The sequence below is a fragment of the Streptomyces sp. CB02058 genome (genome assembly GCF_001905505.1).
GTDB lineage: Bacteria > Actinomycetota > Actinomycetes > Streptomycetales > Streptomycetaceae > Streptomyces.
Map to the genome: position 1 here is coordinate 1,064,614 of NZ_LIPG01000001.1, position 20,770 is coordinate 1,085,383.

The 20,770-nt window shown below is 70.8% G+C and carries 18 protein-coding genes; 8 read left to right on the forward strand and 10 right to left on the reverse strand.

The features are described from left to right. Positions 1–458 precede the first annotated feature (458 nt). The 5 genes from AMK10_RS05035 to AMK10_RS05055 all read left to right on the forward strand — a co-directional run bounded on the left by AMK10_RS05035 (position 459) and on the right by AMK10_RS05055 (position 4,167). On the forward strand, positions 459–1,694 hold the full coding sequence (locus AMK10_RS05035; protein ID WP_073745135.1) for an NAD(P)-dependent malic enzyme: 1,236 nt from the start codon (positions 459–461) through the stop codon (positions 1,692–1,694). Between the two features lie 152 nt (positions 1,695–1,846). Next, positions 1,847–2,812 (forward strand): zinc-binding dehydrogenase, encoded by a 966-nt coding sequence (locus AMK10_RS05040; protein ID WP_073745137.1) that lies wholly within the window; start codon positions 1,847–1,849, stop codon positions 2,810–2,812. Further along, the gene (locus AMK10_RS05045; protein ID WP_073745139.1) at positions 2,809–3,354 is read left to right on the forward strand and encodes a GNAT family N-acetyltransferase; all 546 of its coding nucleotides are present in this window, start codon (positions 2,809–2,811) and stop codon (positions 3,352–3,354) included. Before AMK10_RS05040 ends, AMK10_RS05045 begins: the two co-directional genes overlap by 4 nt. Before the next feature lie 31 nt (positions 3,355–3,385). Continuing rightward, positions 3,386–3,595 (forward strand): helix-turn-helix domain-containing protein, encoded by a 210-nt coding sequence (locus AMK10_RS05050; RefSeq protein WP_073745141.1) that lies wholly within the window; start codon positions 3,386–3,388, stop codon positions 3,593–3,595. Next, positions 3,595–4,167: a Clp protease N-terminal domain-containing protein gene (locus AMK10_RS05055; RefSeq protein WP_073745143.1), complete on the forward strand. Its 573-nt coding sequence runs from the start codon at positions 3,595–3,597 to the stop codon at positions 4,165–4,167. The genes AMK10_RS05050 and AMK10_RS05055 overlap by 1 nt, the downstream gene beginning before the upstream one ends. A 256-nt stretch (positions 4,168–4,423) precedes the next feature. Here AMK10_RS05055 and AMK10_RS05060 read toward each other — a convergent pair whose 3' ends face one another. Then, the gene (locus tag AMK10_RS05060) at positions 4,424–5,398 is read right to left on the reverse strand and encodes a PadR family transcriptional regulator (RefSeq protein ID WP_073745145.1); all 975 of its coding nucleotides are present in this window, start codon (positions 5,396–5,398) and stop codon (positions 4,424–4,426) included. A 1-nt stretch (position 5,399) separates the two neighbouring features. Then, the gene (locus tag AMK10_RS05065) at positions 5,400–6,257 is read right to left on the reverse strand and encodes a DUF4097 family beta strand repeat-containing protein (RefSeq protein ID WP_073745147.1); all 858 of its coding nucleotides are present in this window, start codon (positions 6,255–6,257) and stop codon (positions 5,400–5,402) included. Positions 6,258–6,423: 166 nt separating this feature from the next. Between AMK10_RS05065 and AMK10_RS05070 the strand changes: the two genes are divergently transcribed. Continuing rightward, positions 6,424–7,281 carry a hypothetical protein gene (locus AMK10_RS05070; RefSeq protein ID WP_073745149.1) on the forward strand — a complete coding sequence of 286 codons (858 nt, stop codon included), beginning with the start codon at positions 6,424–6,426 and terminating at the stop codon, positions 7,279–7,281. Here AMK10_RS05070 and AMK10_RS05075 read toward each other — a convergent pair whose 3' ends face one another. The 5 genes from AMK10_RS05075 to AMK10_RS05100 form a co-directional block, all read right to left on the reverse strand. Next, positions 7,282–7,464 carry a DUF6104 family protein gene (locus AMK10_RS05075; RefSeq protein WP_003961784.1) on the reverse strand — a complete coding sequence of 61 codons (183 nt, stop codon included), beginning with the start codon at positions 7,462–7,464 and terminating at the stop codon, positions 7,282–7,284. It abuts the gene before it with no gap. Between the two features lie 90 nt (positions 7,465–7,554). Then, entirely contained in the window at positions 7,555–11,358 is a 3,804-nt protein-coding gene (locus AMK10_RS05080) for a multifunctional oxoglutarate decarboxylase/oxoglutarate dehydrogenase thiamine pyrophosphate-binding subunit/dihydrolipoyllysine-residue succinyltransferase subunit (protein ID WP_073745151.1), read from the reverse strand. 257 nt (positions 11,359–11,615) lie between these two features. Further along, positions 11,616–12,692, reverse strand: a complete 1,077-nt coding sequence (locus AMK10_RS05090) for a HAMP domain-containing sensor histidine kinase (protein WP_073745155.1) — start codon at positions 12,690–12,692, stop codon at positions 11,616–11,618. Continuing rightward, positions 12,689–13,426: a response regulator transcription factor gene (locus AMK10_RS05095; protein WP_014154105.1), complete on the reverse strand. Its 738-nt coding sequence runs from the start codon at positions 13,424–13,426 to the stop codon at positions 12,689–12,691. Before AMK10_RS05095 ends, AMK10_RS05090 begins: the two co-directional genes overlap by 4 nt. 232 nt (positions 13,427–13,658) lie before the next feature. Then, complete coding sequence (locus AMK10_RS05100) at positions 13,659–14,342, reverse strand: spermidine synthase (protein ID WP_073745157.1); 684 nt, start codon at positions 14,340–14,342, stop codon at positions 13,659–13,661. A 378-nt stretch (positions 14,343–14,720) separates the two neighbouring features. Between AMK10_RS05100 and lon the strand changes: the two genes are divergently transcribed. After that, positions 14,721–17,150 (forward strand): endopeptidase La, encoded by a 2,430-nt coding sequence (lon, locus tag AMK10_RS05105; protein ID WP_073745159.1) that lies wholly within the window; start codon positions 14,721–14,723, stop codon positions 17,148–17,150. 95 nt (positions 17,151–17,245) lie between these two features. Here lon and AMK10_RS05110 read toward each other — a convergent pair whose 3' ends face one another. Continuing rightward, positions 17,246–17,998 (reverse strand): polysaccharide deacetylase family protein, encoded by a 753-nt coding sequence (locus AMK10_RS05110; RefSeq protein ID WP_198959625.1) that lies wholly within the window; start codon positions 17,996–17,998, stop codon positions 17,246–17,248. A 179-nt stretch (positions 17,999–18,177) separates the two neighbouring features. Further along, positions 18,178–19,023 (reverse strand): lysozyme, encoded by an 846-nt coding sequence (locus AMK10_RS05115; RefSeq protein WP_073745163.1) that lies wholly within the window; start codon positions 19,021–19,023, stop codon positions 18,178–18,180. 251 nt (positions 19,024–19,274) lie between these two features. Here AMK10_RS05115 and AMK10_RS05120 point away from each other — a divergent pair, with 251 nt between their 5' ends. Then, positions 19,275–19,757, forward strand: a complete 483-nt coding sequence (locus AMK10_RS05120) for a MarR family winged helix-turn-helix transcriptional regulator (RefSeq protein ID WP_073745165.1) — start codon at positions 19,275–19,277, stop codon at positions 19,755–19,757. Between the two features lie 48 nt (positions 19,758–19,805). On the opposite strand, the gene AMK10_RS05125 is transcribed toward AMK10_RS05120, so the two are convergent. Beyond that, positions 19,806–20,591: a protein phosphatase 2C domain-containing protein gene (locus tag AMK10_RS05125; RefSeq protein WP_073745167.1), complete on the reverse strand. Its 786-nt coding sequence runs from the start codon at positions 20,589–20,591 to the stop codon at positions 19,806–19,808. Between the last annotated feature and the right edge of the window lie 179 nt (positions 20,592–20,770).

A 20,770-nucleotide genomic window follows, 5' to 3' on the forward strand; every position in this document is an offset into this window, starting at 1 on the left:
GCCACCTTGTGTGATTAGGGCATCTTGCCATTCGGACTCGCCCATTCAGGGGGCCGGTCATGTCAAAATCGGGTAACGGGCGACCCCCGAACCTCAACGGCGTGGCACGGCAAGGCCGGACCATCTGCTGAAAAGCGAGCACTCCTCCGGAGAATCTCCGGTGCGTCTCAGCCTTCGGACGGCCTTTGTGGTCCTTAGTGGACTTGTCCAGATATTCGGCTATGAGTCATGTCACCGAGTCGATACCGACTCGTAAGAGGACCGGTCCGTCCGGTAAGAAAGACGTTTACACCCCTCATCCGGGGCTCAGGGCGCGTGTGCGGCGCGCCCGCGCGTATGTGTCTCCCCTGCCGGAGCGGGCCAACCGCTCGGTGCAGGGAACGTACGCGGTGCCCGCCCACCCCTCCTCAACCAGGAGTGGCCACCCTCAACTGATGAAGACTTAAGGGGTCAACACAATGGCAGCGGAGATCGTCAATCCTCGCAGCGACAGCACGACGCACGGCACGGCCGGGGCGGCAGGGACCATCGGGGCGGACGAGCCCTTCGATCCGGCCTTCGCCCTCCACCGCGGCGGGAAGATGGCCGTGCAGGCCACCGTTCCGATCCGCGACAAGGACGACCTGTCCCTCGCGTACACGCCCGGAGTGGCGAAGGTGTGCAGCGCCATCGCCGAGAATCCCGAGCTCGTCCACGACTACACCTGGAAGTCGCAGGTCGTGGCCGTCGTCACGGACGGCACCGCCGTCCTCGGCCTGGGGGACATCGGTCCCGAGGCATCCCTCCCCGTGATGGAGGGCAAGGCGATTCTGTTCAAGCAGTTCGGGGGGGTCGACGCGGTGCCGATCGCGCTCGCCACCACCGACGCGGACGAGATCGTCGACACCGTCGTGCGGCTCGCGCCGTCCTTCGGCGGGGTCAACCTGGAGGACATCTCGGCGCCCCGGTGCTTCGAGATCGAGCGCAAGCTCCAGGAACGGCTGGACATCCCGGTCTTCCACGACGACCAGCACGGCACGGCCGTGGTGACACTCGCGGCCCTGCGCAACGCGGCCAAGCTGTCCGGCCGGACGCTCGGCGACCTGCGCGCCGTCATCTCCGGCGCGGGCGCGGCCGGTGTGGCCATCGCGAAGTTCCTGCTGGAGGCCGGCATCGGCGACGTCGCCGTCGCCGACCGCAAGGGCATCGTCAGCGGTGACCGCGACGACCTCACGGACGTCAAGCGCGAGCTGGCGGAGCTCACCAACCGGGCCGGCATCACCGGTTCCCTGGAGCAGGCGCTCGCCGGCGCCGACGTCTTCATCGGCGTCTCCGGCGGTACGGTCCCCGAGGCGGCCGTGGCCTCGATGGCTCCCGGCGCGTTCGTGTTCGCCATGGCCAACCCCGACCCCGAGGTCCACCCCGACGTCGCGCACAAGTACGCGGCCGTGGTGGCGACCGGACGGTCGGACTACCCGAACCAGATCAACAACGTGCTGGCGTTCCCCGGCATCTTCGCGGGGGCGCTCCAGGTGAGGGCCTCCCGGATCACCGAGGGGATGAAGATCGCGGCGGCGAACGCGCTGGCGGACGTCGTCGGCGACGAGCTCGCCGCGGACTACGTGATCCCGTCGCCGTTCGACGAGCGGGTCGCCCCGGCCGTCACGGCCGCGGTGGCCGCCGCCGCCCGTGCGGAGGGTGTGGCCCGGCGCTGACGCCCGGCCGGGGCGGGGGGTGAGGCGGTCCGTGCGGCCGCGTCACCCCCCGCCCTTTCTTCGTGTCGGGGCGCTGCCCCGCACGCGAGCTGGGGCGTGTGTCACACCATCGAACGGTTACGTCACGGCGCGTCACGTCCTATCGTCGTGCCATGTTCGCCGCCTACGCAGCCCGCATCGACCGTGACCGGCCCCTCGAAGGGCTTGAGCTGGGGGAACGCCCCGCACCCGAGGCCCGGCCCGGGTGGACCACCGTCCGGGTCAAGGCCGCGTCCCTCAATCATCACGACCTCTGGTCCCTGCGCGGGGTGGGCCTCGCCGAGGACAAGCTGCCCATGATCCTCGGCTGCGACGCCTCGGGGATCGACCAGGACGGCAACGAGGTCGTCCTGCACTCCGTCATCGGCCAGACGGGACACGGTGTCGGCCCGGACGAGCCGCGCTCCATCCTCACCGAGCGCTATCAGGGCACCTTCGCCGAGCAGGTCACCGTCCCCAGCTGGAACGTGCTGCCCAAGCCCAGGGAGCTCACCTTCGAGCAGGCCGCCTGTCTGCCCACGGCCTGGCTCACGGCGTACCGGATGCTCTTCACCAACGCCGGTGTCCGGCCCGGCGACTCCGTCCTCGTGCAGGGAGCGGGCGGCGGTGTCGCCACCGCCGCGATCGTGCTCGGCAAGGCCGCGGGGCTCAGGGTGTTCGCCACCAGCCGTGACGAGGGCAAGCGCAAGCGCGCGGTGGAACTGGGGGCCGTCGAGGCGTACGAGCCGGGAGCGCGGCTGCCGGGGCGCGTCGACGCCGTCATCGAGACGGTGGGGGCCGCGACCTGGTCCCACTCGGTCAAGTCGCTGAAGCCCGGCGGCACCCTGGTCATCTCGGGTGCCACCAGCGGTGACCGGCCTTCGCACGCCGAGCTGACCCGGATCTTCTTCCTGGAGCTCAAGGTCGTCGGTTCCACGATGGGCTCCAAGGACGAGCTGGAGGACCTGCTGTCGTTCTGCGCGGCCACCGGGGTGCGGCCCGTCATCGACGCGACCCTGCCGCTGGACCGGGCCCGCGAGGGCTTCGAGCGCCTCGCCACCGGGGACCTGTTCGGGAAGATCGTCCTCACCACGTCATGAGCGGGGCGGAGGAGCTGCCCACACCTCAGGGACTGCTGCTGCGGCCCTGGCGTCCCGATGACGCGCCTGCCGTCCTCCGCGCCTTCGTGCCGGAGGAGATGGCCCGCCAGGCGGGCAGGTCCGTCACGACCATGACCGAGGCCCTGGACTGGGTGGCTGCCCGGGATGAGGAGCGGGCGGCGGGCACCGCGTACACATGGGCCGTCGTCAGCGAGGACGTCCCGCTCGGGTCCGTGGCCGTGGCGGCGGTGAACCACGTCCACGACACCGGCTGGGTCTCGTACTGGACCGTCGAGTCGGCACGGGGGAGAGGCGTCGCCCTGACGGGTGTACGGGCGCTGGCCCGCTGGGCCTTCGGCGAACTGGGCCTGTACCGGCTGGAACTCGGACACCGGACGAACAACCCCGCCTCCTGCACGGTCGCCCGGCGGGCCGGCTTCGCCGTCGAGGGCGTCGACCGGCAGAAGCTCCGCTACGGCGACGAACGCTTCGACGTGGAGCGGCACGCCCGCCTCGCCACCGATCCTGTCAACGATGATTGACAGTACTTCGATGTCAACGTAAGTTGACGTCATGACCGAAGCAACGGATCTCGCCGCCCGTGCCGGTGACCACGACCCGCGCGTCGGGCTGCGGGCCGTCGCCGCGCTGCGGCGCCTGCTGGAGCAACTCGAAGCCGTCCAGGTGAGAAGCGCCCGTGCCAAGGGATGGTCCTGGCAGGAAATCGCTGCCGAGCTGGGTGTCAGCAGGCAGGCCGTGCACAAGAAGTACGGGAGGCATTGATGTTCGAGCGATTCACCAAGGGTGCCCGCGCCACCGTGACCGGTGCGGTGACCCACGCCGAGCGGGCCGGATCGGACTCCGTCACCGAGGAACACCTGCTGCTCTCCCTGCTGGACCAGGAGGGCGGCCGTGCCGCCTTCGCCGTCGCCGCCCTCGGGCTCACCGACCGCCGCGCCTCGATCGAGACCGCTCTGGCGGAAGCCCGCCGCCGGGGCGGTCTCACCAAGGCCGACACGGAGGCGCTGGCCGGCATCGGTATCGACGTCGGGGCGATCGTCGCCCGGGTCGAGGGGGAGCACGGGGAGGGTGTCCTGGCGGGCGACCGCCGGAGCCGCCGGCGGTGGTCCGGGCACCGTGCCTTCACCGGGGGAGCGAAGAGCATCCTGGAGAAGTCCCTGCGCATCGCCCTCGGCCGACGCGACCGCTTCATCGGCGAGGAGCATCTGCTGCTGGCCCTGACGGCCCGCCCCGGTGTCGTCGCCGACGTGCTCGCCGACCACGGCGCGACATACGCGACGGTGGAACGCGCGCTCTACGGCACAGGAGGCCAGGGCCAGGCCCTGGCCTCCTGATCCCGGGCCCGCTCGTCGCCGGCCGGCCGCGGCCTCCGGGCTCACCCGCGTCCCGGTCGGCCGGCCCCCGGGGGCTCGCCTGTCCCGGACCTGGCCCCAGGTCCCCCGTCCTGGCCGGCGGATCCGGGCCCGTCGGTCCTGGCCAACTGCTCCCCGGCGCTCACCCGTCCCGGACGGCTGCCCCCGGGGCTCACCCCGTTCCGGGCGGCGGATCCGGGCCCGTCGGCCCGGCCGCCTCCGGAGGGCCGCCCCGCCCTCAGGCGCTGCCGGAGGAGCCCTTCGGCCGGTCGGCCGGGTCCCGCAGCAGTCTGCCGATCTGCGTCGCGGCCGTGGCCAGATGGTGGCGGGCCTCCGTGAGCTGGGACTTGGTCAGCCCGTGGTCCCTGGCCGCGTCCCGGATGTCGTCGCGGAAGCGGTCCAGCAGGCGGTCCAGGTCCCGGGCGGGATCGCCCGTGCTCGTGGCGTCGGAAGCCCACTCGACGTCCGGCTCCTCGGGGGCCGGCCTGGTGTAGTGCCAGGCGCCGGTGCTCGCGAAACTGCCGAGCTGGCCGGTGATCTCGGCCAGGCCCTCCCGCACGCCCTTCGGCCAGTCGCCCCGCGAGAAGTGCTCCTGGACCTGGCGCGCGGCGGTCTGCATCTGTTCCCGCGCCTTCTCGTGAGCCTCCTGGGCCTGACGGCGCGCCTGCTCGGCGTCCTCACGGGCCCTGCGTGACTCGTCCTTCGCCCTGCGAGCCTGCTCCTTCCACTCCTGCTTGGCCTTGCGCAGCTCCTCCTTCGCCGTGCGCCATGCCTCGTTGTCCCCGAAGCCGGCGTCCCAGCCGCTCCCCTTGGCGCCGGAGCCCTGGCGGGACTCGGAAGCCGCCGCACGCATCTCCTTGCGGAGCCGGCCCGCAGCCCCTCGCACGTCCTCGCGTATCTCGGAAGCCAGCTCGGAGACCGACTCGCGGATCTCCAGCTCCAGATCGGCCAGCTCGCCGCCGCGGCCCGCCAGCTCGGCCCGGCCGGCGTCGGTGATGGAGTAGACCTTGCGGCCGCCCTCGGTCGCATGGGTGACCAGCCCCTCGGCCTCCAGCTTGGCCAGCCGGGGATACACGGTGCCCGCCGACGGTGCGTACAGACCCTGGAAGCGCTCCTCCAGGAGCCTGATCACCTCGTACCCATGGCGGGGGGCCTCGTCCAGCAGCTTCAGGAGGTACAGGCGCAGACGGCCGTGGGCGAAAACGGGGGGCATGTCAGAGCACCTTTCCGGTCGGCTCGGCATCGTGTGCGTGGTCCTGGGCGGGTGGGCGGCGCAGCAGGGCGATCGAGCCCGAGACGGTGGTCGCCCTCAGTGTGCCCGTGCCCGCGCCCAGGGTGCCGGTGATCTTCTTCGCCCCCCACTGGCCGCCCACCCGGAGGTCCTCGAAGGCGTTGGAGACGGCGCCGCTCGCGGTGTTCGCCTCGACCTTCGCGTCGGCCGGGTGCGGCAGCCGGATGGCGATCTCGCCCGAGACCGACGTCAGCCGGATGTCCGTCGGCTCCGGCGAGGTGTCCAGATCGAGCACCATGTGGCCGCTGACGGACTCGGCCCTGACCGATGTGCCGGCGCCTTCGATGACGGTCAGATCACCCGAGACGGACTGGAAGCGGAGGTCGCCGGTGACGGACTGGGCCTCCAGATTGCCGGACACGGTCTCGGCCCGGACCGCGCCGGGCAGGCCGACCAGGGTGCTGTCGCCGGTGACGCCACGGAGCTCGGTGCGGCCCCGGACTCCCGAGACGACCGCTTCCGCGCCGACCACTCCGACCTCCACCGTCGCGCCGGCCGGCACGGCGAGGGACACCTCCGCGCGGTGACGGGGCTTCTTGCGCTCGAGCCAGGTGAGCAGCCCGCGCCACGGCAGGTCCTCGTAGGTGACGGTGAGGGTGCCGCCCTCCTGAGTCACGATCAGCGGAGGCCCGTCGATCCGCGACACCTCCAGCCGGGCGGTCGACTCGTCGGTGCCCACCACGTTGACCGCGCCGTCGACGATGCGCACATGGAGCGCCGTCACGGGGTCGTCGAAGGTGAGCTTCTGCGGCTCGGCGACCGTCCACGTCGACTCGGGCATGGATCCGACCTCCCACTGGGTGGAGCGACGCAACATATCGCGTCTCTTTCCAACACGATATATCGTGGTTCGGGGAAGTCAAGGGTGAATCCGGAGAGGGCTCAGCGGGGGTGAGGCGAGGGGGTAAATGGTTCATCAATGGGCAAATTGCCCTAGCGTGTGACGCATGACCGCGACATCCGTGGGTGCCCTGCTCCTCTGCCGGGCCGAACCCGAGACCGTACGGCCCGTGGCCCACCTGCTCCAGGAGCGCATGCTGCTGATGCCCGCCGGGGACGGCTGGAGCGTGCTCGTCCCCGAGGGAAAGCCCTGGCGGACCGACGCGCACGGGAGCGGAGCGGCGGCCGGAGCAGGCGCCGAGCCCGTCGACCGGGTCGTCGGCGGCTGGGCCACAGCGCTCGCGGTGGGCTCGACCTGGCCGGTGCTAGCCCTGTGGTGGGACGGGGACCGCTCTGGCTACACCCTCGCCTCGGGATTCCGCCGCCCCGTCGGATACATCTGGCTGGCCGACGGCACCCCCGCCGCCGAGGACGAGGCCATGCGCACGTTCGCGGCCCGGCTGGGCCTCGACCCCGTACAGGACGTCCAGGAGCTGGAGGCGCTCACCCGCGCGGACCCCGACGCGGACGCCGACGCCCGGCTGCGGGGCCTGATCGCCGTGGTCAGCCGGGCCGGAGTCGTCCTGCCCCAGGGACTCTCGCCCGGCGAGCCCGCCGACCGGCTGCGCTCGGTCGCAGGAGTCCACCCGGAGGCGGAACCCATCGAGTGGGCCGGCTGGCGCGATGCCGTACGCGTGGAGCTCGACGCCGTGGAGAGCAGCGGCCTGGGTCCCTGGATGCTCGGCCCCAGGGCCCGCGCCGTGGCGACCGCGCAGGTCGCCGCCGGTCTGCCGCTCACCCTGTGGGGCGCCCGCCGGCGCAGCGGCGGCTGGGTCGCCGCAGGCCTGGTCCTGCTCGTCCAGGGCGTTCTCGGGCTCGCCTACAACCGCTACAGGTCCCCAGGGGGAAGCGGTCCCGGAAGGTGACTACTCGTCCTCGTCCTCGTCGTCCAGCCGCGCCAGCCAGGTCGCGAGGCGCTCTACGGGCACCTCGAAGTCGGGGTTGAGGTCGACGAACGTACGGAGCTGCTCGGCGAGCCACTCGAAGGTGACCTCCTCCTCGCCGCGCCGCTTCTCCAGTTCCTCGATGCCACGGTCCGTGAAGTACATGGCTCAAGAATAACGAGCCCGGACAGCCCGAGGGCCCGGCCCCGCGAGCATCTCGCGGGACCGGGCCCTCCGGTGACGTACAGCCGCTGATCAGGCCTCGAAGACCTCGGCGACCAGCTGGGCCTGCTCGGCCTGGTGGCGCTTGGCCGAGCCGACCGCCGGGGACGAGCCGTGCGGACGCGAGATGCGGCGCAGGCGCTCACCGTGCGGCACGTCGGCGCCGACGGCCAGGTCCAGGTGGTCGATCAGGTTGAGCGCGATGAACGGCCACGCACCCTGGTTCGCCGGCTCCTCCTGCGCCCAGAGGTACTTCTCGGCGTTCGGGTACTTGGCGATCTCCGCCTGGATCTCGGCACCCGGCAGCGGGTACAGGCGCTCGAGACGGATGATCGCCGTCTCGGTGTCGCCCCGCTTCTCGCGCTCGGCGTCGAGGTCGTAGTAGAGCTTGCCGGAGACGAAGACGACCTTGCGGACCGCCTCGGCCTTGACCGACTCGTCGCCGATCACCGGGCGGAAGCCGCCGGTGGTGAACTCCTCCACCGACGACGCGGCCGCCTTGAGGCGGAGCATCGACTTCGGGGTGAAGACGACCAGCGGCTTGTGGTGCGGGTTGTGCACCTGCCACCGCAGGAGGTGGAAGTAGTTCGACGGCAGGGTCGGCATCGCGACCGTCATGTTGTTCTGCGCGCAGAGCTGGAGGAAGCGCTCCGGGCGGGCGGACGAGTGGTCCGGGCCCTGGCCCTCGTAGCCGTGCGGGAGAAGCAGCGTGACGCCGGAGGTCTGGCCCCACTTCTGCTCGGCCGAGGAGATGAACTCGTCCACGACGGTCTGGGCGCCGTTGACGAAGTCACCGAACTGGGCCTCCCAGATCACCAGCGACTCCGGGCGGGCCAGCGAGTAGCCGTACTCGAAGCCCATCGCCGCGTACTCGCTGAGGAGCGAGTCGTAGACGTTGTAGCGAGCCTGGTCGTCCGAGAGGTAGAGCAGCGGGGTGTAGTCCTCGCCGGTCTTCTGGTCGACGAGGACCGCGTGGCGCTGGCCGAAGGTGCCGCGGCGGGTGTCCTGGCCGGCGAGCCGGACCGGGGTGCCCTCCATCAGCAGCGAACCGATGGCCAGGGTCTCGCCCATGCCCCAGTCGATCGTGCCGTTCTCCACCGAGGCGGCGCGGCGCTGCATCTGCGGCAGCAGACGCGGGTGCACGGTGATGCCGTCAGGGATGTTCACCTGCGACTCGGCGATCAGCTTCACGACCTCCGAGGAGACCGCGGTGCCCACGGCGACCGGGAACTCCGCCTGCACGTCCGGGACGTGCGGCTGGGCCGGCGCCGAGGTGGCCTCGCGGACCTCCGCGAAGACCTTCTCCAGCTGGCCCTGGAAGTCCTGGAGCGCCTGCTCCGCCTCTTCCAGCGTGATGTCGCCGCGACCGATGAGCGACTCGGTGTAGAGCTTGCGCACCGAGCGCTTCTTGTCGATCAGGGTGTACATCTGCGGGTTGGTGAACTCCGGGTTGTCGCCCTCGTTGTGACCGCGGCGGCGGTAGCAGATGAGGTCGATCACGACGTCCTTGTTGAACGTCTGCCGGTACTCGAAGGCGAGCCGCGCGACGCGGACCACGGCCTCCGGGTCGTCGCCGTTGACGTGGATGATCGGCGCCTCGATCATGCGCGCCACGTCCGTGGCGTACATCGAGGAGCGCGAGGACTCCGGGGCGGCGGTGAAGCCGACCTGGTTGTTGATCACCACGTGCACGGTGCCGCCGGTGCGGTAGCCGCGCAGCTGCGACATGTTGAGCGTCTCGGCGACGACGCCCTGGCCCGCGAAGGCCGCGTCGCCGTGGAGCGCGACGGGCAGGACCGTGAAGTCCGTGCCGCCCTTGTTGATGATGTCCTGCTTGGCGCGGGCGATGCCCTCCAGGACCGGGTCGACCGCCTCCAGGTGCGAGGGGTTGGCGGCCAGCGAGACCTTGATCTGCTCGCCGTCCAGACCGGTGAAGGTGCCCTCGGCGCCCAGGTGGTACTTGACGTCGCCGGAGCCGTGCATCGACCGCGGGTCGAGGTTGCCCTCGAACTCCCGGAAGATCTGCGCGTACGACTTGCCGACGATGTTCGCCAGGACGTTCAGCCGGCCGCGGTGGGCCATGCCGATGACGACCTCGTCGAGGCGGGCCTCGGCGGCGGAGTCGATGACGGCGTCGAGCAGCGGGATGACGGACTCGCCGCCCTCCAGCGAGAAGCGCTTCTGGCCGACGTACTTCGTCTGCAGGAACGTCTCGAACGCCTCGGCGGCGTTGAGGCGGCGCAGGATCCGCAGCTGCTCCTCGCGCTCCGGAGCGGGGCGCGGACGCTCCACCCGGTCCTGGAGCCACTTGCGCTCCTTCGGCTCCTGGATGTGCATGAACTCGATGCCGGTGGTGCGGCAGTACGACTCACGCAGGACGCCGAGGATGTCACGGAGCTTCATCATCGTCTTGCCGGCGAAACCGCCGACCGCGAAGTCCCGCTCCAGGTCCCACAGGGTGAGGCCGTGCTCGGTGATGTCCAGGTCGGGGTGCTTGCGCTGGCGGTACTCCAGCGGGTCGGTGTCGGCCATGACGTGGCCGCGGACCCGGTAGGAGTGGATCAGCTCGAAGACCCGCGCGGCCTTGGTGACGTCGTCGTCGTGCGAGGCGTCGATGTCCTTGAGCCAGCGGACCGGCTCGTAGGGGATGCGCAGCGCCTTGAAGATCTCGTCGTAGAAGTCGTTCTCGCCGAGCAGCAGCTGGGCCAGGACGCGCAGGAACTCGCCGGACGCCGCACCCTGGATGACCCGGTGGTCGTACGTCGAGGTCAGGGTCATGACCTTCGAGATGCCGAGCTTGTTCAGGGTGTCCTGCGAGGTGCCCTGGAACTCCGCCGGGTAGTCCATCGCGCCGACGCCCATGATGAGGCCCTGTCCGGGCATCAGGCGGGGCACCGAGTGCACGGTGCCGATGCCACCGGGGTTGGTCAGCGAGGCCGTGACACCGGAGAAGTCGTCCATGCCGAGCTTGCCGACGCGGGCGCGGCGGACGATGTCCTCGTACGCCTGCCAGAACTCGAAGAAGTTGAGCGTCTCGGCCTTCTTGATGGCCGCGACGACCAGCTGGCGGTCGCCGTTCGGCTTCACCAGGTCGATGGCCAGACCGAGGTTGACGTGCTCCGGCTTGACCAGGGTCGGCTTGCCGTCCTTCACCGCGAAGGAGTAGTTCATCGACGGCATGGCCTTGAGGGCCTGCACCATCGCGTACCCGATGAGGTGCGTGAAGGAGATCTTCCCGCCGCGGGCGCGCTTGAGGTGGTTGTTGATGACGATGCGGTTGTCGAAGAGCAGCTTCACCGGAACGGCGCGGACGGACGTGGCCGTCGGCAGCTCCAGGGAGGCGTTCATGTTCTTCGCGACAGCGGCCGAGGGGCCGCGCAGCGTCACGAACTCGGGGCCCGCGGGGGCCTCGGCCGGGGCTTCCGCCTTCGCGGCGGCCGGGGCGGCCTTGGCGGGGGCCGCCTTCGCGGGGGCCGCGGGAGCCTTGGCGGGGGCCGCTGCCTGCGCCGGAGCGGTGGCGGCAGGCTTGGCCGGGGCGGCGGGCGCGACCGGGGCCGGCGCCGGAGCGGGGGTGTCCGCGACGGCGGCGGCCGGAGCCGGTGTCACCGCTCCCGCAGGTGCGGGTACGGGCTTGTCCGCCGTGCCGGACGTGCCCGGCTTGTAGTCGGCGAAGAAGTCCCACCAGGCGCGGTCGACCGAATTCGGGTCCTGGAGGTACTGCTGGTAGATCTCGTCGACGAGCCACTCATTGGGGCCGAAAGCGGCAGCCGGGTTCGACCCGGAGCCTGCTTCTTGATCGGTCGAGATGCTCGAGTTACTGGGGGACTGAGACGACACGGCGGCAACCGCCCTCTTCCGCTTCACAAGGTGATGGACAGCGGAAATCAAGGCTACGCCTCCCTGGCCGTTACGTGCAGGCCGGGCCGGTCTTCGTCGTGCACATCACATCGGAAGCCGGGTTTCGGCGCATGAAATGGCGGGAAACAAGCAGGGTTCCGCTGCCCTTCGGTACGCAGGGCCGGTGCTACGGCCCCTTGGACCGTATCTCTTTCCTGGACCAGGAGAGAAGGGGGCCCAGATCTTCGAACACCAGGTCAACCCAGTGGTTGAGGGTTCCCCGGAAGAGTGACCTGAATCCGGCAACCACGGGCAGATTCGGCCACACCGATGCGCCCGCCGTGCAGATCCACCGCCCAGCGGGCGATCGCCAGCCCGAGTCCCGTGCCGCCGTCGCTGCCCGGACCGTGCGGGGACGGTGCCTGGCCGCGGTTGAAGCGCTCGAAGACCCGGTGGCGCTCGGCCTCCGGGATGCCGGGACCCTCGTCGACCACTTCCAGCTCCAGCGACTCGGGACGGTCCCCGCGCCGAGCCAGCACCGTGACCCTGCCGTGCGGCGGGCTGTGCTTGACGGCGTTGTCGATCAGGTTGGCGACCACCTGGTGCAGCCGCTCCGCGTCCGCGTACGCCGTCAGCTCGGGCGGCGACACGTCCAGGTGCAGATGGACGTCCGTACGGGAGTGGTTGCCCGAACCGGAGGAGAGCCTGCGCTGCGAAGCGGCGAGGTTCGCCTCCTTCAGTACGCCCGAGAGATACGGCCAGACCTCGAAGCGGCCTGCCTTGATCGTCACCACACCGTTGTCCAGCCGGGAGAGATCCAGCAGGGTCTCCACCAGCCGGCCCAGGCGCTCGGTCTGTTTCAGCGCCGTGCGCATGGTCTCCGGATCGGCGGCGGACACCCCGTCCACCACGTTCTCCAGCACGGCTCTGAGCGCGGCGATGGGAGTGCGCAGTTCGTGCGAGACGTTCGCGACCAGCTCCTTGCGGTGCAGGTCCTCGGCCTCCAGATCGTCCGCCATGCGGTTGATCGTCTGCGCCAGGTCCCCCAGCTCGTCACGCCGTCCCGCGCCGCTCACCCGGCGCGTGTAGTCGCCGTGCGAGATCGAGCGCGCGACGGCGCGCATCTCGTCCAGCGGGGCGGTCAGGCCGTGCGCCACGAACTGGGTGATCAGCAGGGTGGCGATGACCGAGAAGACCGTGATGAACCGGAACTCGGTCCTGGTCCGCAGGGCGACGATGAGCAGGCCCGTCGTGATGAACACGGAGATCACCACGAGGGTGCCCAGCTTGGCCTTGATCGAGAAGGGCCTCAGTCCCGAGCCGGGCCGGGTCATGGCGCGGGGGTCTCCAGGGCGTAGCCGACACCGTGCACGGTACGGATCCGCTCGGCGCCGATCTTCCGGCGCAGGGCCTTGATGTGGCTGTCGACCGTACGGGTCCCGGAGGCGTCCGCCCAGTCCCAGACCTCGGCCAGCAGCTGCTCCCGGGACAGCACCGCGCGCGGCGTGTTGGCCAGGCAGACCAGCAGGTCGAACTCGGTCGGGGTGAGGTGGACGTCGTCGGCGCGCACCCGGACCCTGCGCTGCGCGTGGTCGATCTCCAGCTCGCCGAGGCGCAGGATCCCGCTGCGCGGCGTCACGGCGGCCAGCGCGGCCCGCTCGACCCTGCGCAGCAGGACGTGGACCCGCGCGGCCAGTTCCCGCATGGAGAACGGCTTGGTCATGTAGTCGTCGGCGCCGACCCCGAGCCCGACCAGCATGTCCGTCTCGTCGTCTCGTGCGGTGAGCATCAGCACCGGCACGGGGCGCTGAGCCTGCACACGACGGCAGACCTCCAGGCCGTCGAAGCCGGGAAGCATGATGTCGAGCACCATCAGGTCGGGCTGCCAGGCCTCGGCCGCGTCCACGGCCGCGGGCCCGTCCAGTGCGGTCTGCACCAGGAAGCCCTCGGCCCGCAGCCGGGCGGAAATGGCGTCGACGATTGTCGCGTCGTCCTCTACCACCAGCACCCGGCGCTGAGCCCCGGGGGTGGCCGCGACGCCGTTGTGGGTGGTGTGTGTCTGTTCCATCGCCCCGCCCCTGCCCGTTCTCGCGGAGGCCATTCCCCCGGAGGCACGGTTATCGCTTGTGGATTTCGTCGGTGATCCCTTGTGCCGCCAAGCAGCGTAAAGGCAGAGGACGCCTCTCGGCTACGCAGGGTGTTGTCCGTCGTGAAGGTGTTACCCACGGGATAGTGACGGATCGGCGGACTTGCGGCCCGTGATCCTTGGCGGGAAGGGGGTGCGCATACCGGGTGGGGGTTCAGTCGCTCCGCAGTGCGAGATGGACCACGTCCGGCACACCTCGGGCAACGGCTACTTCTTCAGTCCTTACCGCGTGGAATCCGGCATTCCGCAGTGCTTCCTCGAAGTCCGGAGACGGCTGCGCGGACCATACGGCGAGGACTCCGCCGGGCGTCAGACGTGCTCGGCAGGCCGCGAGACCGGTGGCGGAATAGAGGCTTCCGTTGTCCTCCGTGACGGTCCAGTCGGGGCCGTTGTCGATGTCCAGACACAGTGCGTCGTAACGCTCCGTGGTCGCGCTGAGGTGGGCGACGAGGTCGGTGTGGAGGATCGCCGTCCGCTCGTCGGAGAGCGCCGCGCCGGAGATCCGGCCGAGCGGTCCGTCCAGGTGCCAGTCCACGATGGCCTCCTCCCGCTCCACGACCGTGATCCGGCCCCAGCGCGGTTCGGAGGCGGCCCGCACCAGCGAGAACCCGACGCCGAGCCCGCCGATCAGCACGGACGGGCCCGGTCGCCCGGTGGGAAGGGCGGCGAGCGCCGCGTCGACGAGGAGCCGCTCGGAACGCCCGTCGGAGGTGTCCATCAGGAAGCATCCGTTGGCGATGATCTCGAAGTCCTCGCCGCGCTCACGCAGGACGACTTCGCCGAACGGTCCCTCCCGCCGGTCGAGGACGACGGGGCGGCGGGTGTCTGTGGCCGGCATGGCGTGTCTCCGGTCTCCGGTGGGCGGTTCCGAGTCCGCCCATTTTTCCTCGCGCGGTATCCGCGGGCCAGTGAATTCCTCGGTTCTCACCCTCCGGTCCGGGCGATCCGGCGGCCCGTCGGGAGCCCGGCCCATGGAAGGCGCGGCCAGGGACGTCCGGGCCGGACCGCGGGGGAGGGCAGGGGTGGCGGGAATGGCGGCGGCCTCCGGGGTGCTGCCGTAGAGGCAGGCGCCGCGCGGGCCCCGCCGTGAGCGGATCGTCGCAGGTGGAGCCCGGTGGTGCGGATGATCGCTCACAGCGAACACGGCAGGGGGAACATCCGGAGGCTCACAAGCATTGAGCCCACATAGCTCAACTTGCCTGCCGAAGGGGAGATCATGACTGCAGAGTCCAACGCGTCCAGGGCATCCACTCCGATCGACCTGCCCGTGCTGCCGCTCGACGACGAGGTCGTACTGCCGGGCATGGTGGTCCCGCTCGATCTGTCGGACGCGGAGGTGCGTGCCGCGGTCGAGGCGGCGCAGGCCGTCGCCCGGCCCGGAGGCGGCAAGCCCGAGGTGCTGCTCGTGCCTCGCATCGACGGGAACTACACCGGGACCGGCGTCCTGGGCACCGTCGAGCAGGTCGGGCGGCTGTCGGACGGGGACCCCGGCGCTCTCATCCGCGCGCGTGCCCGGGTGCGGATCGGCGCCGGAACCAGCGGGCCCGGGAACGCGCTCTGGGTGGAAGGCACCCGGATCGACGTCTCGCTGCCCGACCCCCTTCCCGGCTCTGTCACGGAGCTGGCCAGGGAGTACAAGGCGCTGGCCACCAGCTGGCTGAAGAAGCGCGGTGCCTGGCAGGTCGTGGACCGGGTGGAGCAGATCGAGGACATCTCCGCCCTCGCCGACAATTCCGGGTACTCGCCCTTCCTGACCATGGCCCAGAAGGTCCAGCTGCTGGAGACCACCGATCCGGTCGCCCGGCTGAAGCTCGCCGTCCAGTGGCTCGGCGAGCACCTCGCCGAGCAGGACGTCGCCGAGTCCATCGCCAAGGACGTCCAGGAGGGCGTCGACAAGCAGCAGCGCGAATTCCTGCTGCGGCGCCAGCTCGACGCCGTACGCAAGGAGCTCTCCGAGCTCAACGGCGACCCGGAGGACGAGTCCGACGACTACCGCACACGCGTCGAGGCCGCCGATCTTCCCGAGCACGTCCGTGAGGCCGCGCTCAAGGAGGTCGACAAGCTGGAGCGCGCCTCCGACCAGAGCCCCGAGGGGTCCTGGATCCGGACCTGGCTGGACACCGTCCTCGAACTCCCGTGGACCGAGCGGACCGAGGACGCGTACGACATCCGGGGCGCCCGGGCGGTCCTGGACGCCGAACACGCCGGCCTCCAGGACGTGAAGGAGCGCATCACCGAGTACCTCGCGGTGCGCAAGCGGCGCGCCGACCGTGGTCTCGGCGTGGTCGGCGGGCGGCGCGGCGGGGCCGTGCTCGCGCTGGTCGGTCCGCCCGGGGTCGGCAAGACCTCGCTCGGGGAGAGCGTCGCGCACGCCATGGGGCGCAAGTTCGTCCGGGTCGCGCTCGGCGGTGTCCGGGACGAGGCGGAGATCCGGGGCCACCGGCGTACGTACGTCGGCGCGCTCCCGGGGCGGATCGTGCGGGCGATCAAGGAGGCCGGTTCGATGAACCCGGTCGTCCTGCTCGACGAGATCGACAAGGTCGGCTCCGACTTCCGGGGCGACCCGGCCGCCGCACTGCTCGAAGTGCTCGACCCGGCGCAGAACCACACCTTCCGCGACCACTACCTGGAGGTCGAACTCGACCTCAGCGACGTCGTGTTCCTGGCGACGGCCAATGTCCTCGACGCCATCCCGGAGGCCCTGCTCGACCGCATGGAGCTGGTCACGCTGGACGGCTACACCGAGGACGAGAAGGTCGTCATCGCCCGGGACCACCTGCTCCCGCGCCAGCTGGAGCGGGCCGGTCTGGAGAAGGACGAGGTGAGCCTCGACGAGTCCGCCCTGCGCAAGCTCGCCGGCGAGTACACCAGGGAGGCCGGGGTGCGGAACCTGGAGCGGGCTGTCGCACGGCTGCTCCGCAAGGTCGCGGCCCAGCACGAACTGGGTGAGCGGGAGCTTCCGTTCACGGTGTCCGGGCAGGACCTGCGGGGTCTGATCGGCCGGCCGCACCACGTGCCCGAGTCCGCCCAGGACCCGGCCGAGCGCCGCACCGCGGTGCCGGGTGTGGCCACCGGGCTCGCGGTGACCGGGGCCGGCGGTGACGTGCTCTTCGTCGAGGCGTCGCTGGCCGACCCGGAGACCGGGGCCTCGGGGCTGACCCTGACCGGCCAGCTCGGCGACGTCATGAAGGAGTCCGCGCAGATCGCGCTGAGCTTCCTGCGGTCGCACGGCGCGGAGCTGGAGCTCCCGGTCGCGGACCTCAAGGACCGGGGTGTGCACATCCACTTCCCCGCGGGCGCGGTCCCGAAGGACGGCCCGAGCGCCGGCATCACCCTGACGACCGCGCTGGCCTCGCTGCTCTCCGGGCGGCTGGTCCGCACGGACGTGGCGATGACCGGTGAGGTGTCGCTGACCGGACGGGTGCTGCCGATCGGCGGTCTGAAGCAGAAGCTGCTGGCCGCGCACAGGGCGGGCATCACCACCGTGGTGATCCCCCAGCGCAACGAGGCCGATCTGGACGACGTCCCGGCCGAGGTCCTGGAGACCCTGGAAGTGCACCCGGTGACCGATGTGCGCCAGGTCCTGGAGATCGCGCTCGCCCCGGCCTCGGCCAGGCTGGAGGAAAGGATCCCGGCCGCCGCGTAGGCGCCATGCTGTGACGGGCGTGGCATCACGCCGACGGCCGGTACGGACGGCCCGTCCTCCTCCGGGAGGGCGGGCCGTTCCGCGTGCGGAGCGGGTCAGGGGCGGTAGACCGTGCCGGGCTCCGGCTCCGCCGGGGCCATCAGCTGGGGGACGGTCACGAAGGTGTACCCGTCCTCCCGCAGGGCGTCGATGATGCCCGGGACCGCGGGGACCGTGCCCTTGTAGATGTCGTGCAGCAGGATGATCCCGTCCCTGCCCGCCTGGTCGAGCGTCCGCTTCCTGATCAGGGCCGAGTCGTTCGTCGAGAAGTCCTTGGCGGTCGTGCTCCAGAGGATTTGGGACAGCCCCAGCTCCTTGCTGATCTCGGAGACCGTGTCGTCAGTGCGGCCCTGCGGCGGGCGCATCAGCCGTGGCTTCGTGCCGGTGATCGCCGCTATCGCGTCCTGGGTCCTCTTCAGCTCGGCGCGTATCTCATCGGGCTTCCGGTCGGTCAGGATCTCGTGCGACCACGTGTGGTTGGCGACCTCGTGGCCCTCTGCCGCGATGCGCCGCACGGTGTCGGGGTGCTTGAGCACATGGTCCCTGCCCAGCAGGAAGAACGTCGCCGGCACCTTCTTCTCCTTGAGGATGTCCAGAAGCCGCGGGGTGTCCTTCCCCGGCCCGGCGTCGAACGTCAGGGCGATGCACTTGGCCTTGCGGCAGTCCACGGAACCGAACGACCCCTTGGCGTCGGACGCGGCCTCGGCACGCGCCGATCCGGGTGCCGTGGTCTGCATCCCGCACCCGCCGAGCGTCAGTGTGAGGGCCGTCACCAGAGCGGCGGCCAACCCCGCACGCGAAGAAGACATCTTTCCGGGCACAACAGACACAGCGCGTCACTCCCCAACGGCTCGGCCGCACACCGGTGGTGTGGCACGCCCCGACTATACATAGCGTGTATACGCGTCATGCATAGTGGGCCGCGGGCAGCGCCGAGCCCCGGTGACCTGGAGCTCGTCACCGGGGCTCGGTACCGCGTCGTGCGGGGTCAGCCGTTGGCGAGTGCCACCACGCGGTCGAGGGCGCCGTTGAAGTGGTTGTGGTCGCCGACCGTCGGGCCGGACGAGGTGTACTGCCACATCGTGTAGAAGCCCCAGCCCGCCGGGAGTTCACCGACCGTGGTGTTGTAGCGGGCGACCCAGAGCGGGTTGGTGGCGCCGAAGCCCGCGTTGTTGCCCGTGCAGTCCTTCCACCAGCTGGTCGCCGTGTAGATCACCGCGTCACGGCCGGTGCGCGCCTTGTAGGTGTTCACGAAGTCGCGGATCCAGGCGACCATGGCGGCCTGGGTCTTGCCGTAGCACTGTGCGCCGTACGGATTCCACTCGATGTCCAGCACGCCGGGCAGGGTTTTGCCGTCCCTGGACCAGCCGCCGCCGTTGTCGACGAAGTAGTTCGCCTGGGCGGCGCCACTGGTCGTGTCCGGAGTGGCGAAGTGGTAGGTGCCGCGGATCATGCCGACGTTGTACGAGCCGGTGTACTGCTGGGTGAAGTACGTGTTCTTGTAGTACGTCCCCTCGGTGGCCTTCACGTAGGCCCACTTCACGCCGCTGTTCCACAGCGTCGACCAGGCGACGTTGCCCTGGTGGCTGCTGACGTCCACACCTTCCGTCTGGACCGCGGCCGCGCCTATGGGGCTGCCGCCGCTCTTCTGGCCGTCGTGGGCGATCACGCCCTGGCCCATCCTCGCCGTACCCCGTTCGGGGATGACCTCGGTGTCGGCGGCGGACGCCGCACCGGGCAGCGTGAACAGCAGGGCGAGAGCGGCGAGGAACGTGCCCGCCGCTGCCATGCGGGAGCGGCGGGACGTGGGGGTTCCGGATCTGTGCACGGGCATTGCGTGCCTCCGAGGGCTCGGTGGGGGAGCTCATGGCCCAGGAGCGGGTGCGGGACGCCCCTGAGGAACGTGCGCCGTGGTGTGGACATGCCACCCTTGGCACCCATGACGCTACGCACGTAGACCCGCCCTCCGGAAGGGGGCCTGGCCGCTGCCGGAGGTCTACGCCTGCGAAATACTGGCCCAGCTGCGGTGATGACCGGAGTTGAAAGAAAATTTCATCGGCTGGAAAGCTTGTGAGGGGTGCTGACGTGCACGGGAGCGGAAGCGGCGGTGAACCGGGCGCCACGGCCGGAAGTGGTGTGGACCATGAGTTCCTCGCGCTGGAGCGCGAGTTGGCGGTCTTCCTGCGCCGGGCGCGCGCCAATTCGGGGGAGATGGCACGCGAGGTCCACCCGGACCTGGAGGCCGCGGCCTACGGGCTCCTCGTGCGGCTGGAATCCGCGGGCCGGCAGCGGGCCACGGATCTCGCCGCCTACTTCGGGGTGGGCAAGGCGACCATGAGCCGTCAGCTGCGCGCCCTGGAGTCGCTCGGCCTGGTCGCCAGGGAGACCGACCCGGCGGACGGCCGCGCCTCCCTCGTCCACCTCACCGACGAGGGCCTCGCCCGCTTCCGCAAGGTCCGGGACGCCCGCCGCGGGCGCTACGCCCGCAAGCTGGCGGGCTGGGACCGTGGCGAGGTCGCGGAACTCGCGCGTCTGCTGCACCACTTCAACGAGCGCGCGGGGGAGTGAGGCGGGTCCGGCCGGCCGCCGGGGGAGCGGTGCGGGCGCCTGTCCGGCTCAGAGCTCCACGAGCACGGCCGTCGCGTCGTCATGCGTCTTGCCGCGGCGCAGATACGCGCGCTCGGTGTCGGCCCGCTCCAGCTCCCTGACCCGGTCGATCAGCCCCTGCGGTCCCGACTTCCGAAGAACCTCCAGGGTGGCCGTCCAGTCGCCTTCCCGGAACTTCTCCGTCCAGCGGCTCGCCCCGTCGGTCAGCGCGGCCAGCGCCCGGACCTCGTCCCGGGGGGTCTCGCCCGTCACCGCGCGTGACGCCACCGAGGGGTCGGCGGCGGCGGTGAAGAAGCCGCCCTCCTTGTTCCGTGCCCGTGCGTCCGCGATCTCCTCCGACGCGAGCGAGCCCGGAGGCAGCCGGTCGAGGCGGTCGTCGAGCAGCGGTGCGACCGTGCCGTCGGGCGCCTCCAGCAGCAGGACGGAGTCGGAGAGCACCAGGTGCTCGACCAGGAGGCCGTCCCAGCGCGCGAGGACCACCGTCGCCTGAGGAGTACGGGGGTGAGAAAGGTCACACCGGGAACGATGCGTGTCGGCGGTGTGCCGAATGGACAGCGCGAGGATCTCCGCCAGCGTCAGATCACGCCGCGAAGCGGACAGTTCGGCCAGCGAACCCCCGAGCCTCGCGGTGAACCACGGGACCGAGTGCACACAGCCGTCGCTGCCGCTCGGTGGCGTGACTCCGTCGAGCAGAATCAGGCAGCCTCCCTGGCCGCCTGCGGGGACGGCGGCCGACGCCCAGTCCTCGTTGGGGCGTTCGGGACTCCCGGGCTCGGTGGCGAGTTCGATGCGCATCCAGTCAGTCTGCACCAAGCCTTCACGGGGCCTGCACGAACCCACGGTTGGGCCGTACCAGCAGGTCAGAGTGGCCCCACAGGTGGAACGCCGGGCTCCGCGCATATGCGGGCGGGCATACTGCCAAAGGCTGGCCGGAAGTTCCACCCGGCCGCTCGTGCATGGCCGTCGGCGCCCGT